Annotated in this window: 12 protein-coding genes; 10 read left to right on the top strand and 2 right to left on the bottom strand. The window is 70.3% G+C overall.

Going from position 1 to position 13,828, the window contains the following annotated elements; translation table 11 throughout:
* Positions 1–2 precede the first annotated feature (2 nt).
* From ACOGXI_RS11975 to ACOGXI_RS11965, 3 genes are read left to right on the top strand one after another with little or no spacing between them, the layout of a single operon-like run.
* Positions 3–764 carry a YIP1 family protein gene (locus tag ACOGXI_RS11975; RefSeq protein WP_419939077.1) on the top strand — a complete coding sequence of 254 codons (762 nt, stop codon included), beginning with the start codon at positions 3–5 and terminating at the stop codon, positions 762–764.
* Between the two features lie 29 nt (positions 765–793).
* Complete coding sequence (locus ACOGXI_RS11970) at positions 794–1,534, top strand: NUDIX hydrolase (RefSeq protein ID WP_419939076.1); 741 nt, start codon at positions 794–796, stop codon at positions 1,532–1,534.
* The gene (locus ACOGXI_RS11965) at positions 1,531–2,352 is read left to right on the top strand and encodes an MBL fold metallo-hydrolase (RefSeq protein ID WP_419939075.1); all 822 of its coding nucleotides are present in this window, start codon (positions 1,531–1,533) and stop codon (positions 2,350–2,352) included. Before ACOGXI_RS11970 ends, ACOGXI_RS11965 begins: the two co-directional genes overlap by 4 nt.
* On the opposite strand, the gene ACOGXI_RS11960 is transcribed toward ACOGXI_RS11965, so the two are convergent.
* On the bottom strand, positions 2,286–3,347 hold the full coding sequence (locus ACOGXI_RS11960) for an A/G-specific adenine glycosylase (RefSeq protein ID WP_419939074.1): 1,062 nt from the start codon (positions 3,345–3,347) through the stop codon (positions 2,286–2,288). The genes ACOGXI_RS11965 and ACOGXI_RS11960 overlap by 67 nt on opposite strands.
* Positions 3,348–3,363: 16 nt before the next feature.
* Complete coding sequence (dapF, locus tag ACOGXI_RS11955; protein ID WP_419939073.1) at positions 3,364–4,164, bottom strand: diaminopimelate epimerase; 801 nt, start codon at positions 4,162–4,164, stop codon at positions 3,364–3,366.
* A 395-nt stretch (positions 4,165–4,559) separates the two neighbouring features.
* Between dapF and ACOGXI_RS11950 the strand changes: the two genes are divergently transcribed.
* From ACOGXI_RS11950 to ACOGXI_RS11920, 7 genes are all read left to right on the top strand, one after another.
* A complete protein-coding gene (locus ACOGXI_RS11950) occupies positions 4,560–5,288 on the top strand; it encodes a DUF1707 SHOCT-like domain-containing protein (protein ID WP_419939072.1) in 729 nt (242 codons plus the stop codon).
* Positions 5,289–5,380: 92 nt separating this feature from the next.
* Complete coding sequence (gene gcvH / locus ACOGXI_RS11945; RefSeq protein ID WP_419939071.1) at positions 5,381–5,782, top strand: glycine cleavage system protein GcvH; 402 nt, start codon at positions 5,381–5,383, stop codon at positions 5,780–5,782.
* Between the two features lie 16 nt (positions 5,783–5,798).
* Positions 5,799–8,723: an aminomethyl-transferring glycine dehydrogenase gene (gene gcvP, locus ACOGXI_RS11940; RefSeq protein ID WP_419939070.1), complete on the top strand. Its 2,925-nt coding sequence runs from the start codon at positions 5,799–5,801 to the stop codon at positions 8,721–8,723.
* 47 nt (positions 8,724–8,770) lie between these two features.
* The gene (locus ACOGXI_RS11935; protein ID WP_419939069.1) at positions 8,771–9,463 is read left to right on the top strand and encodes a metal-dependent hydrolase; all 693 of its coding nucleotides are present in this window, start codon (positions 8,771–8,773) and stop codon (positions 9,461–9,463) included.
* Entirely contained in the window at positions 9,460–10,356 is an 897-nt protein-coding gene (locus ACOGXI_RS11930) for a lipoate--protein ligase family protein (RefSeq protein ID WP_419939068.1), read from the top strand. The genes ACOGXI_RS11935 and ACOGXI_RS11930 overlap by 4 nt, the downstream gene beginning before the upstream one ends.
* 103 nt (positions 10,357–10,459) lie before the next feature.
* Entirely contained in the window at positions 10,460–11,134 is a 675-nt protein-coding gene (locus tag ACOGXI_RS11925) for a MotA/TolQ/ExbB proton channel family protein (RefSeq protein WP_419939067.1), read from the top strand.
* A gap of 244 nt (positions 11,135–11,378) precedes the next feature.
* Positions 11,379–13,736, top strand: a complete 2,358-nt coding sequence (locus ACOGXI_RS11920; protein ID WP_419939066.1) for a transglycosylase SLT domain-containing protein — start codon at positions 11,379–11,381, stop codon at positions 13,734–13,736.
* Positions 13,737–13,828: the final 92 nt, after the last annotated feature.

Raw genomic sequence — 13,828 nt, 5'->3', positions numbered from 1 at the left:
GCATGATGACGTGCGTGAAGTGCGGGCACGAGAGTGCGGCGTTCGACCGCTGTCCGTTCTGTGGAGAGGCTGCGGACACGTTCAAAGGGGAGCGTGCGTGCGGCGGTGAGCGCGCGACGGACATCAACCTGCCCGCATGGGAGGATCCGGCGGTACCGTTCCCGCTCAACCTGGTGGAAACGTGGCGCCGGAGCGTGTTCGAGCCCGGAGCGTTCTTTGCGGACGGACCCTTCGAGCGTCCCGCCGTGCGCCCGATCCTCTACTATCTCCTCGTCAGCGTCCTCGCGGCGACGCTCTCGCTGACCTGGGGCACGCTGCTGCCGACGGGACAGCCGGGCGTCGTGGAAACGCTCGCCGAGATCATGAACGTGGCGCTGCCGGAAGCGGCGGACGGCGCCGGCTCTACCGGCAGGCTCGCGGACTTCTTCCTCACCCCCTTCTGGGCGGTGCTGTACCTCATCATTGCGAGCCTGCTCCTCCATGTGTTCGTGCTGGTGCTGGTGCCCGGGCGTCGAAGCCTCACCGCCACGGTTCGCACCATCTGCTATGCGTGCGGACCCGGCGTCTTCGCCATCATCCCGTTCGTCGGCGGCTGGGTGGCGGGCGTTTGGGGCGTCGTGCTGACGGTGATCGGTCTGCGGGAAGCGCACCGGACGACGACCGGCAGAGCCTTCGCGGCCTGGCTGCTGGCGGCCGCCCTCCCGGTCGCCCTGCTGATGCTGGGGGTCCTGCTGGTCATCGCCCGTGTGGCCAGCGGAGTTTGAGCGCCCCCTTCGGACGGCATGAGTCCGGCATGAATCCCGGGCCGGTCGCTGTGACTCCGCGGCCCGCCGCCACCGTCGTCGTCGCGACCCGGGCGCCGTCCGGGCTGGAGTTCCTCCTCCTTCAGCGGCCCGGCGCCGCCAGGTTCGGGGCGGGGGCGTGGGCCTTCCCGGGCGGTGCGATCGACGAGGATGACGCCCGCGCGATGTGGGCGGACCGACTTCCAGGCGTGGGCGAAGCCGCGGCGTGCGTGGCGGCGCTGCGGGAACTGTTCGAGGAGACGGGCATCATGCCGGCGCCGCTGCGAGGCCTCGACCCGGACGCGGTGGCCGAGGCGCGTCGAGCGTTGCTCACGGAGCGGATCCCGTTCTCGCACGTGGCGGAGCGTCTCGACCTCGACTTCTCGGCCACGCGCATCGCGTACTTCGCACGCTGGATCACGCCGCGCGGTGCGGCGCTGCGGTTCGACACCCGTTTCTTCCTCCTCTCGCTGGAGGAGCGGCCGCGGCGCGTGAGTCTGACGCCGGAACACGACGCGGCCCTCTGGACGACGCCCGCCTCGGCTCTCCGGCGCTTCTCCTCCGGTGCGCTGCCCATGATGTTCCCGACGGCGCGGACGATCGAGCGCCTCGCCGGCTTCCGCTCGGTCGAGGACGCCATGACCGCACTCAGCGATGTGCATGTGGAACCCGCGCTGGTCAGACTCGGTGCCAGTGGTATCGGTGAGACGCCGCTCGCGCCCGGAGATCCCGGATACGACGAAGCCCGGTGACCCCGAGCGTGCGCCCGTCCCGCGTCGTCCGACACGGATCGGACATCACGGCGGTTCGCGCCGACAACCCGGGCGCGCTCACCCTGACCGGGACGCAGACGTACGTGATCGGGACCGGCCCCGTGATCGTGCTGGACCCCGGACCGGCGGACGAAGCGCACCTCGGCCGTGTCGACGAGGTGATCGCCGGAAGACCGGTGGCGGCGGTCTGTCTGACCCACGCGCACGCGGACCACTCCGCGTCCGCCGCCGCCGCGGCCGCCCGCTGGGGAGAACTCCGCGCCGCCGCCGCCACCCTCGACCGCCTGGAGTTGGCGGGCCGCGCGCTCGCAGATGACGAGGCCATGGAGACGGGGGAGGGACTCCGTCTGCGGGCGGTCCCGACGCCCGGACATTCCGCGGACCACTTCTGCTACCTGCTCGAACCCACGCGCGCCCTCTTCACGGGGGATCTCGTGCTCGGAGAGGGGAGCACCATGATTGCCCACCCGGACGGTTCCGTGGGGGCCTATCTCGCGAGTCTCGCGAGTCTCGCGGCCCTCCGTCCCGGGCGCCTGTTCCCCGGACACGGTCCACCGGTCGAGGAAGCGCTCGCACGGCTCGAAGAATGCCGCGCGCACCGGCTCCGTCGCGTGGCGGCCGTCCGGCGGGCGCTGGAGGCCGGCGCCCGAACCCCGACCCGCATCCGGGCCGCCGTCTACGGGGACCTTCCCGCCTCCCACCACGCGGCGGCCGACCTTACGATCCGCGCCTACCTCGCGTTTCTCGGGGAGACATCTTTCGGGGAGACATCCTCATCGATCAGCCGCCGGAGATAGGCGGGGAAAGCGAGATCGCCGAATTCCCCGGGGCCGACCCAGCGGTGCTGACGCCGGGTCGAGACCTCGCCGGACCGCCACCGGGCCCAGTGCACCGCGAGCCGCAAACGGAAGTGGCTGAACGTATGCCGCAGCACGCGAATCTCTCCGGCCACGCGACAGTCGAGGCCGAAATCCTCCCGGAGAGCGCTCGTGAGCGCCGCCGCCGGGGTCGGCGAGGGCAGCCCGACGGAGGGGAAATCCCACAGGCCACCGAGGAGCCCCTCCGACGGCCGCCGCAGCACGAGCACCCGTCCGCCGCGAAGGACCACGGCCGCCGCCTCGACCCGCTCCGGAGATCGAGCGCGCCTCTTCCTCGGGGGACGCTGGCCGATCGTGCCCCGCCGCAGGGCCAGACATCGCGTCGATAGCGGACACACGCCGCACTCCGGGCGGCGCGGCGTACAGACCGCGCTCCCGAGATCCATCAGCGCCTGGTTCAGATCGCCCGGCCGCTCCGAGGCCTCGCGGAGGAGGGTGCGCGCGGCGCGATCGAGTTCGGACGGAGAGGCCGTCTCGAGATCGCCCAGACGCGACAGAACGCGGCGGGCGTTGCCGTCGACGGCGGGTTCCGGCAGCCCGAACGCCACACTGGCGACGGCGCCCGCCGTATACGGGCCCACCCCCGGGAGCGTCCGCAGCTCCGCCACCGCCCTCGGGATCCGACCGCCGAATTCCGAGACCACGCGCCGCGCCGCACGCCGCAGGTTGCGGGCCCGCGCGTAGTACCCCAATCCCTCCCAGAGGCCGAGGACCTCGTCCTCCTCCGCTTCCGCGAGGGTCCGCACGTCGGGAAAGCGATGCATGAACCGCCGATGGTACGGCGCCGCGGTTTCTACGCGCGTCTGCTGCGCCATGACTTCGGCCACGAGAATCGCGTAGGGGTCCCGCTCTCCGCGCCAGGCGATGTCGTCCCGCTGCCGGGCGTCGAACCATTCCAGCAGCGGCGCCGCCACCGGGGGCGCGTCCGGGTCAGCGCGTGGCTTCGGGGAAGACGCCATCGAAGATGAACACCGCCGGTCCGGTGAGGCGGATGCGCTCCGCCTCGATGAACTCCACCGTCAACCGGGCCCCGGACCGAGCGAGGAACTCGACCCGGTCCCCCGCCTCGCCCGCCGCCCGGAGCGCGAACGCAGCCGCCATGCACCCGCTGCCGCAGGCGAGCGTCTCCGCCTCCACGCCCCGTTCGAAGGTACGGATGACCGCCGTCTCTCCGTCGCGGGCGACAAGGTGCACGTTCGCCCCTCCCCGACCGACATCTTCTCGCCACCGCAGGGGCCGGCAGAGATCGTCGAAATCCTCCACGTCCACCGACCGGACGGGGATCACGAGGTGCGCCGTCCCCATCCGCACCAGCCACGCGTCGCGTTCCCGCTTCCGGGTCCCGACCCGCGCGCGCAACTCGCGTTCCACGCGGGCATCGAGCGCGTATTCGAGGGCCACGCCGTCCTCCCGTACCCGCGCCAGGATCTCACCGTCGTCCGTCACGAGGACGTGTTCGGGGGGCACGAGCCCCCGGTCCACCGCGTAGCGCGCCGCGCACCGCGAACCGTTCCCGCAGGTGGAGAACTCGGAGCCGTCGCGATTGAAGAACCGGAGGCGGACGACGTCTTCGCTCAAGCTTCGGACCGTGATCAGGCCGTCCACGCCGACACCCGTCGCGCGGGGGCACAGCGCGGCGGCCAGAGCCCCCGCATCCCGGAGCCCCAGTTCTTCACCGCGCACGATCACGAAGTCGTTGCCGGCTCCGGTGTATTTGCTGAATAACGACATTTCAGAGGGGAGGAAGGGCGAAAAGGAAACCGGCCGCGAGCGTGAAGCCCGCGGCCGGCTCTTGTCTCAACCGCAACCTGACTCGACGCGACGCCGGCGAGGCACCGCAGCTTTCAGGTCGGCGCATGTCTCGAGCGCCACCGGTTCAAGACCGGTTACGCAGCCTCGAGGCGATCGCTTGCCCGTGCCGAGTCAGACCCGGTTCTACATCCTTCAGACACTAGATCACCTCCTTCCAAGGGGTTTACGGATAGGGCACCAAAGCACCTGTTGTACGCCATGATGCCGTCCGTTCGCCCGTGCTGCAAGTTTTTTCAAGTTTTTCGCGTTGCTCGAGCTGTTGCTCACCCTGCCACCTTGCGTGAGAATCAGGCCGGCCAGACGGCGAGGAGAAGATGAGGGACAGCCAACAGGGAGCGTTGTCGCCGGAGGAGCGGCAGGCGACGGTGGACCGTCTCTGCGCCCATTTCGCGCGCGATGCCATGAACACGACGGAGTTGGAACGCCGCCTGGACATCGCGTACGCCGCGCGCACCCGGGCCGAACTCGTTGCGCTCGAACAGGATCTGCCCGCGCTCCGGAGCGAGACGCGCGCAGATGTCCCCGCTGTCCCCGCTGTCCCCGCGCCCGCGGCGGACGGCGCAGCGGACGTCGCCGCACCCGCGCCGGCGCCCTCCGTGCCGGTGGACCCGTCGCGACCCGTCCAGGAGAACGACCTCATCGTCTCGATCTGGGGGGCGACGGAGCGCAAGGGAAGCTGGGTCCCCCCCCGCCAGCTCACCGCGATCGCCGTGATGGGCGGTACGGACCTCGATTTCCGGCAGGCGACGTTCGCGACGGGGACGGTTTCGGTCCGGCTCCTCGCGCTGATGGGAGGCGTGGACATCGTCGTTCCTCCGGGGGTCCGCGTCGAGTGGGGCGGCATCGCGCTGATGGGGGGCGTGAGCACGCCGGAACGCGACACGCCGCCGGCCCCGGACGCCCCGGTCATCCGCCTCACCGGTCTCGTTTGCATGGGAGGCGTCGACGTCGTCGAGCGACACCCGGGCGAGAGCGCGAGGGACGCGCGGAAGCGGATCAGAAAGGACCGCAAGGCCCGGCGAAGACTCGCTTCCGGCGACTAGCGCCGGGTTGCTTGACGCCCGGCTCGCGGCTCGGGTATAGTCTCCACGCCGCCAGCCCAGAGACGTTCGATCCGAAGCAAGGCAAGGTACGCATGTCGGACATTCCGGAAGACCTCAGATACACGCCCGAGCACGAGTACGTGCGGGAAACCGATGTCGACGGCGAGGTCTTGATCGGGGTCACGGACTACGCCCAGGGCGAACTGGGCGATGTGGTCTACGTCGAACTCCCCGCGCCCGGCGAAGAGTTCGGACAGATGGAGGCCTTCGGGACCGTCGAGGCCGTGAAGACCGTCTCCGAACTCTTCTGCCCCGCGGCGGGAACGATCGTGGCGGTGAACGACGCTCTGGAGGCCGACCCCGGTCTCGTCAACAGCGATACCTACGGTGAAGGATGGATGATCCGGCTCGAGCTCGAAGCGCCCGAAGACTTCGACGACCTCCTCACTGCCGAACAGTACGCCGCTCTCGTCGCCGACGCGGACGAGATCTGACGGCCCGCTCCTGAACATGCAGTTGGAAATGGAGCCGTTCGGCGAGTTCGCCGGGCGCCACATAGGCCTGGCGCCCGCGGATATCGAGCCGATGCTGGAGGTGACGGGCGCGACGACCCTGAGCGAGCTTGTCGAGGAGACCGTACCTGAACCGATCCGCCTGGGTCGCGACCTCGACCTCCCCGAAGCGGTCACCGAGCGGAGGCTTCTTGACCGCGCGGGGGAACTCGCCCGTCTCAACCGCCCCTTCCGGTCCTACCTCGGGCTGGGGTACCACGGGACGCTGACGCCCGGCGTCATCCTCCGGAACATCCTTGAGAACCCCGGCTGGTATACACAGTATACGCCCTACCAGGCCGAGATCTCCCAGGGGCGCCTCGAGGCCCTGCTCAACTTCCAGACGATGGTCATCGACCTCACGGGGCTTCCGATCGCGAACGCCTCGCTCCTGGACGAGGGAACCGCCGCGGCGGAAGCGATGCTCATGCTCTGGGGCAGCAAGGGGAGCGACGACCGGAACGTCTTTCTCGTATCCGAGGCCTGCCACCCCCAGACCGTCGCCGTCGTCCGCGGCCGCGCCCGGCCGCTCGGAATCCACGTGCGGCTCTTCCAGCACGGCGACGTCGCCGCCCACGATCCGGACGACGCCTTCGGCGCGCTGCTGCAGTACCCGACCACGGAGGGCGCGGTTTTCGACTACCGGGGTCTCTGCGACGCCCTTCACGAGCACGGGGCCGGAGTCGTGGTCGCAGCCGATCTGCTCGCCCTCGCGCTGCTCGTGCCGCCGGGCGAGTTCGGCGCGGACATCGCCGTCGGCAACTCTCAGCGGTTCGGCGTGCCCATGGGTTACGGCGGGCCGCACGCCGCCTACCTCGCGGCCACGGACGCCTTCAAGCGCAAGCTGCCGGGGCGGATCATCGGCGTTTCGGTCGACGCGGACGGGAATCCCGCGCTCCGGATGGCCCTTCAGACGCGGGAGCAGCACATTCGGCGAGAGAAGGCGACCTCGAACATCTGCACCGCGCAGGTGCTGCTCGCGATTATGGCCGGGATGTACGCCGTGTATCACGGGCCGGAGGGTATCCGCGCCATCGCGACCCGCGTCCGCAAGCTGACGTGGGCCCTCGCCCGCGGACTCGACCGACTCGGCCACACCATCGTTCACGAGCAGTTCTTCGATACCCTGCAGGTCATCCCCTCCGGCTTCACCTCCGCCGACATTCTCGACAGGGCGCGCGAGCGCGGCATCAACCTGCGGGACTTCGAGGATGGGACCGTCGGGATCGCGCTCGATGAGACGGTGCGGGGCGAGGACCTCGATGACCTGTTCGCGGTCTTCGGGGGTGGCGGGGCCGAGGGGGGCGAGGAGGGACCGGGACTCCGCGCCGCGGACGTCGTCGCGGACATTCCGGAGCCCGTCTATCCGGCGGAACTCGCGCGCACCTCGAGGGTTCTCGAGCACCCGGTCTTCAACCGGTATCATTCCGAGACCGAGATGCTGCGGTACATCCACAAGCTCGAAACCCGGGACCTGTCGCTGAACACGAGCATGATCCCGCTCGGATCGTGCACGATGAAGCTCAACGCGACATCCGAGATGATCCCCGTCACCTGGCCGGAGTTCGGATCCCTGCACCCGTTCGCCCCCGTGGACCAGGCCGGGGGCTATCGGCGCCTGTTCGACGACCTGGAACGGTGGCTGTGCGAGATGAGCGGACTGCCCGCCTGCTCGCTGCAGCCGAACTCGGGGGCACAGGGGGAGTACACCGGCCTCCTCGTGATCGCGGCCCGGCACGCGCACCGGGGCGAAGGACACCGGGACGTGTGCCTCATCCCTTCGTCGGCGCACGGGACGAACCCGGCGAGCGCGGTGATGGCCGGGATGAAGGTCGTCGTCGTCCGCTGCGACCGGAACGGGAACATCGACGTCGACGATCTGCGCGCCAAGGCGGAGAAACATGCCGACCGGCTCGCGGCGACGATGATCACGTATCCGTCCACCCACGGCGTGTTCGAGTCGGCCATCCGCGAGGTCACGGACATCGTCCATGAGCACGGCGGACTCGTATACCTCGATGGCGCCAACCTCAACGCCCAGGTCGGCCTCTGCCGGCCGGGCGACTACGGCGCCGACGTCATCCACATCAACCTCCACAAGACATTTGCGATTCCGCACGGCGGCGGGGGCCCGGGGATGGGTCCGATCTGCGTGACCGACGAACTCGCGCCGTACCTGCCGGGGCACCCGCTCGTCGACGTGGGCGGCGAAGCCGCGATCCCGCCGGTCTCGGCGGCGCCGTGGGGGAGCGCCTCGATTCTCCTCATCTCATGGGCCTACATCGCCATGCTCGGCCGGGACGGCGTGCGCGCCGCAACCGAGGCGGCCGTGCTCAACGCCAACTACATGGCCAGCCTTCTGAGCGAGCACTTCGAGGTGCTCTATCGCGGCGAGCACGGGCGGGTCGCGCACGAGTTCATCCTCGATCTGCGTCCGCTCAGGCGGGGGACGGGCGTGACGGACGAGGATGTCGCGAAGCGACTCATGGACTACGGATTCCACGCGCCCACGATGTCCTTCCCGGTGGCGGGCACGATCATGATCGAGCCCACCGAGAGCGAGTCGAAGCGGGAACTGGACCGACTCGTCGACGCGCTGATCTCGATTCGGGAGGAGATCGGAAGGATTGCGGACGGGACGCTGGACGCAAAGGACAATCCGCTGAAGAACGCGCCGCACACCGCGGAGATGGTCACGGCCGACGCATGGGACCACGCCTACACGCGTCGCGAAGCGGCCTGGCCGGCGCCGTCGACCCGGGAGTGGAAGTTCTGGCCGCCCGTGCGCCGCGTGAACAACGCGTACGGAGACCGGAACCTCATCTGCGCATGTCCGCCGATCGAGAGCTACGAAAACGAGATCGCCGACACGGCGGCGGTATAGGCGCACGGGACCGGCACGGGACCAGCTACGGGACCAGGAGGAAGCGGATGGCACGGCTCGTCTTTCACGGCCAGAGCTGCTACGAGATCGAGACGGCGGACGGAACGCGGATCCTCATCGACCCGTTTCTGACCGGGAATCCGGTGGCGGACGTCGGACCGGAACACTTCACCGACCGCCTCGACTATCTCCTCCTCACGCACGGGCACGGCGACCACATCGCGGACACCTGGGACATCCTCCAGGCGACGAACGCGAAGCTCATCGCCACCTACGAGATCGTGTCGTACGCCGGGGAGGTGCAGGGCCACGGGAACGCCCATGCCATGCACATCGGCGGCGCCCACGAGTTCCCGTTCGGGCGCGTCAAGCTCACCCCGGCGATCCACGGCGGGAAGATCGACGCGCCGGGCGCCGAGGCGTATACGACGACTCCGGCCGGCATCCTCCTCACCGTGGACGGCACGCGCGTCTACCACGCCGGAGATACGGCGCTCACGCGCGACATGGAGCTTCTGAACGGGGAAGTGGATGTGGCGCTGGTGCCGATCGGAGACAACTTCACGATGGGCCCGGAGGACGCCGCGCGCGCGATAAAGATGATCGAACCCCGCATCGCCGTGCCGAACCACTACGGCACCTGGGAGTTGATCGACGTCGATCCGGCGCGCTTCACGGACGCCGTGGGCGATGCCGCCGATGTCGTGATCCTCGAGCCCGGAGAGGCTCTGGAGTTGTGACCGCGCGGCGCGCGCGTGTCCGGCCCGGGGGGCTTCCCTGCATCGTTCTCCCCTGGGCCGTGGCGGACGGCGCCCGCAACATGGCCGTGGACGAGGCGATGCTCGAACTCGCCGCGGACGGTTCGACGCTCCTCCGCTTCTATGGCTGGGAGCCCTGGTGTCTGTCGCTCGGCCGGCATCAGGCGGCGCCGGACCGGCTGCTCGGGCGCGCTCCCGACGAACTTCGCCCGGGCGTCGATGCCGTTCGGCGGCCGACGGGTGGCCGATCCGTCTTCCATGGACCGGAGATCACGTACGCCTTCGCCTGTCCGGCCCGGGCGTGGGGCGGGCCCCGGACCGTCCTGCAGACTGTGCACCGCGCGCTGGGCGAGGGGCTGCGCTCCCTGGGTGTCCCCCTCGACACGGTCGGGGGCGACGCGGCGGAGGCGAGTCTCGCGGAGGCCTTCCGGATCTCCGCCGCGAGCTGCTTTCGCGATCCCGCCCCGGGAGAACTCACCGCGCGGGGCCGCAAGCTCGTCGGCAGCGCGCAGTGCCGCCGCCGCGGGGGCGTGCTTCAGCACGGGTCCATCCTCCTCGAGGACAGGCAGCGCCTCGGGGACCTGGGCGGAGGCGACGTCGGGCCGGACGAGGGCGCCGTGGCGGGGGTCTCCGGGAAGGGACCGGCGATCGGCCTGAACGAATTGCTGGACCCGGCGCCCGATCCTCGCCTCATCGTCGAGCGCCTCGCGGACCGCGTGGCCGGCGCTTTCGGTGCGCCCGGCCCCGCCGCGACGGGCGCTTCCGGGGGGACCGCGACCTCCCCGGCTCTGATCCGCCTTGCCGCCCGCTACGAGCGCATCCACCGCTCCCGCGCGTGGCTCTGGCTCCGGGAACGACCTTGCCCTACCGCTTGACGGTCCCGCAGACCGCTTCTAGCTTGGTTTCGCTCGTGCTCAAGCGCTTCCGCGCGGACGCTGCGAGTCAGTCAAATTGATCAACCTTACCGGGAGGCCCACCTTGATCGCGTCCACACTCTGGTTGCAGGAGACACTGACGCTGGGTGAGGGTCAGTCGCTCAATCTCGCGGAGATCTGGGAAGCCGGCGGGTGGATGATGTGGCCGCTCGGCGCCGCGCTGGCCATCGGGATCCTCATCATCGTCTGGAAGCTCGTCGACCTGCAGTTGAAGGGCGGCAAGAACAAGAACGTTCTCCGGGAAGCCGACGCACAGATCGCCTCCGGCCACCTCGAGGAGGCGCTCGAAGTCTGCACCGAGTCCGGGGCTCCGGCCGGGAACGTCCTCAGTGCCGGGCTCTCCCGCTACAACGAAGGGACCGAGCGCGCGACGCAGGCGGTGGAGAACGCCGGCGCCATCGAAGTCGCGGGGCTCGAAAAGGGTCTCGTGTGGCTGGCGACGCTGTCGAACGTCGCTCCGCTCCTCGGCTTCCTCGGAACCGTGATCGGGATGATCATGGCCTTCCAGGCGATCGAGATCGCGGGCGAAGTGGAGGCGACGCTGGTCGCCGGCGGGATCAAGGTCGCGCTCATCACCACCGCCACCGGTCTCACGATCGCGATTCCGATCAACATCTTCCACAACTACTTCGTGACGAAGATCGACCGCCTCGTGATCGACATGGAAGAGAGCGCCCAGCGTCTCATCGACGCGCTGCACGAGCGCGTGGGCAGCTAGGACCAGCTCGAAAAGGAGCCGGTCGCCGCGGCGTTCGCGGCACACAAGAGGTTCCGAACAAGCGGCCCGCCATCTCGGCGGGCCGTTCTTGTATGGGCCCCGGGCGGCCTTCCGCCTGCCCCCTCCGCCTGCCCCTCCGCTTGCATCGGGGCCACCGGAGGATCGAAGTTCGGTGTCGGGCCCGCAGGGCGGGTCCGGCGTGAATGGGGTGGGGACGACGTGGGAAGGAGGCCTTCCTGTGCATGTGCACTCTCATTGGGTACGCGGTCCCGGGCTGGGGTCGCTGCTGACGCTCGTCCTGGCGTCCGCGCTTGGCGCGCAGGCCGGGAACGCGGCACGGCCCCCCAACCCCGGCGACGCCGCGGCCGCGACGGCAGATCCCGCTGTGCTGGAGCGGGCGCGGCGCCTCCTCGATGTCCGGATGCCCGTGTCGGCATCGGCGCTGCTCGCGCGCGAACTCGCCGCGGGCGAGGCGCGGGGGGACGAGGTCGTGCTGCTGGCGGCGCAGGCCTTCGCGCAGCAGCGGGCATGGGTCTCCGTGCTGGGCCTCCTCTCGGAGCGGGAAGGCGGCTCGACCCCGGCCGCGCGGGCGCAGGCCATGCTCCTCCGGGCTCGAGCGTACGCGGGGCTCGACAGCGTGACCCGGTCCGCGGCGCACTATCGCGCGTATCTGGGCGCGGTCGACGGGACGCCTCCGCTGGCCGCGCGGGTGGAGTTCGCCCGCGTGTCCTACCGGCGCTACCAGTGGTTCGAAGCCCGGGACCAGCTCGCCCTCGCCGAGCACGAACACCCCGAGTTCGCTCCGTGGCTGCGGCTCTCGCGCCTCTACGCCCTGGCCGAGGCCGAGGACCGGGACGCCTTCGCCCTCGCCGACTCGATCGTACACGAGGCGCGCGTACCCGCGGATTCCGCGCTTCTCCCGGCGGCCCGCCTCGCCTTCGAGCTCGATGACCCCGCACGCGGGGCCGCGCTCGCGAGCCGCGCCGGCAGGGGCGTCCGGAACATCCTCGCCGCCCGGCACCTCGGGCCACACTACCTGGCGACCGGGGATTCCGTCTCGGCGGCGTCGGCCTTCGCGGACGCGATCGCGAGAGGCCTCCAGACGCCGGAGACAGGACCGGCGCTCCTCGCGCTCACGCGGTCGTGGCGGACGCTGCGGGATGTCGGGCGCTCCGACACCCGCGCCGGCCGTCACTCCCGCGGCGCCGGCTATCTCTCGGAGGCGCTCGAGCTCGCACCCGCGGCCGAGCGCCCGAGCATCGCCGAATCGCTCGCTTCGGCGTACATGGCACTGGGCGCTCCCGGGCGGGCGGCGGAGACGCTGGCCCCGTGGACCGCGGATCCCGCTTCCGTCACCGCACCCCGGGCGTCGCTGTGGATGCTCGCCACCAGCATCTACCGTGCGCTCGGACGCGACGGCGACGCCGCGACGGCTCACGAGACGGCGGCGCGCGGCTCCGGGGATGTCGCCGCCCGCGCCGCCTACCTGCTCGCGGACCTCGAGCACGACGCGGGCCGCGCGGACATCGCGGCGGAGGGCTTCGAGCGCTCCTACCGCGCGTTCCCGGAAGCGAGCTACGGATCGCGGTCGCTGGAGCGGCTCGCCCTCCTCGCGTATCACGAGGGCCGTTACCCGGAGGCGCGCGCGCTCCTCGCCGAATACCGTGAGCGCTACCCGGAGGGCGGGTGGGCCCAGGGCGCCATCTACTGGAGCGGCAAGGTGGCGGAGGCGCTGGGCGACACCCAGGCCGCGAGCGCGTTCTACGCCCGCGCCCTCCGGTACAACCCGCTCGACTACTACGCCATCCTCGCGGAGCCCCGCACCGGTGCGGATCGCCTGGCCGCGGTCGGGCTTGGGGAAGCGGAGCCGTTGCCCGACCTCGACCCCATCCACGCGACCGCGCTCCGGCGCATGAACACGCTGCGGGAGGTGGGGTGGCCCGAGCGGGCACGCCGGGAGTACCGCCGGGCCAGAGAGCGCGGACCGTCCACTTACGGCGCGATCCTCGCGTTCGCGCACGCCCTGAACGCGGCGGAATGGACGCGGGAGGGAATTCGCGAGGGGTGGCGCGCGCAGGCCATTCGCGGCCGCTGGACCCGGCCGCTGCTCGAAGCGATCTATCCGCTTCCGTTCCGCGAGGCCCTCGTCGCCGCGGCCCAGCGGAACGGACTCTCGCCCCACTTCGTCGCCGGACTCTCGCGTCGCGAGTCGATGTTCGATCCCGAGATCCGTTCCGTGGCGAATGCCATCGGTCTCATGCAACTGCTGCCGGAGACGGCCCGCGACGTCTCCTCTCGAGCCGGACTCGCCGGTTACCGCCGTCACCAGCTCACGGTCCCCCAGGTCAACCTGAGGCTCGGAACCCGGTATCTGTCGGAAGTGCTCGGCCGCTTCGATGGCTTCGACATCGCGGGGATGATCTCCTACAATGCCGGCCCCCATCGCTACGTGCGCTGGCGCGACTTTCCCGAGTTCTCGGATGATGAGGAACTGGTCGAGCGGATCCCCTACCGGGAGACGCGCGAGTACGTGCGTGCGGTCACGGAACTCGCCGAAATCTACCGCTTCCTGTACCCGGACCTGGGCGCCTCGAAGCCCTGAAACGGCCGTCCCCGGCGACGTGTTGACGCATCCAAATCGCTCCCATAGCATAGGTTTTCTCTCATGTCCGGCGGAGCGAAAAACGATGCACG

Source organism: Candidatus Palauibacter sp., from assembly GCF_965208055.1.
Lineage (GTDB): Bacteria > Gemmatimonadota > Gemmatimonadetes > Palauibacterales > Palauibacteraceae > Palauibacter.
The sequence above is the reverse complement of the archived record's forward strand: the minus strand, read 5'-3'. Positions and strand labels throughout refer to the sequence as shown.